Raw genomic sequence first — 532 nt, forward strand, 5'->3', positions numbered from 1 at the left:
GACGCGGAGATGCCCGCGAGCGTGAGCGTGGCTCCCGTCAGCGCCGCGCCCCACACATCCCCCAGAGCAGCGTCGCCACGGTCATTCCTATTCGCGCGGCTGGCGCCGTGGCATGGCACGCCTGTCCATCCCCCGGCGGGCCGGGTCGTATGTGCCTTTTCAGTGCAATGCCCCACCCGGTCCTCCGCCTTGTCGGACCGAACAGGGAACCTCTGTCCTGAGCGCCCCCGCTGGGGCCAGCCTCGGAGGCGTCGATGGGCATGCATTGGAATTGGGCCGTCGTCTTGCTGCTGCTGTTGCCCGGGGCTGGAGGGGCGCAGGAGGCCATCACTCCAGAGGACTTCGATGCCACCGTGCGCAGGCTGGAGGAGGCCCTTCAGGCCGAGGCTGCCGGTGGGGAGGCGGGAGCGGCGCCTTCCGAGGAGGAACCCGCGTCACTGGCAACCGCTGGCGAAGACGCGCGGTGGGGCCACTGGGTGCGCCTGGAGGCCACGTCGCTGACGCTGCTGCCCAGCAAAGGCATGGGCGGGGA

General features: G+C 70.7%; 1 pseudogene. It reads left to right on the plus strand.

The window, feature by feature from the left end:
• Window positions 1-260 precede the first annotated feature (260 nt).
• Window positions 261-532, plus strand: a pseudogene (locus tag ACLEQD_RS45045) (hypothetical protein); the annotation flags it as partial.

It is taken from the genome of Corallococcus sp. 4LFB (assembly GCF_046520365.1).
Taxonomy (GTDB): Bacteria; Myxococcota; Myxococcia; order Myxococcales; family Myxococcaceae; genus Corallococcus; species Corallococcus caeni.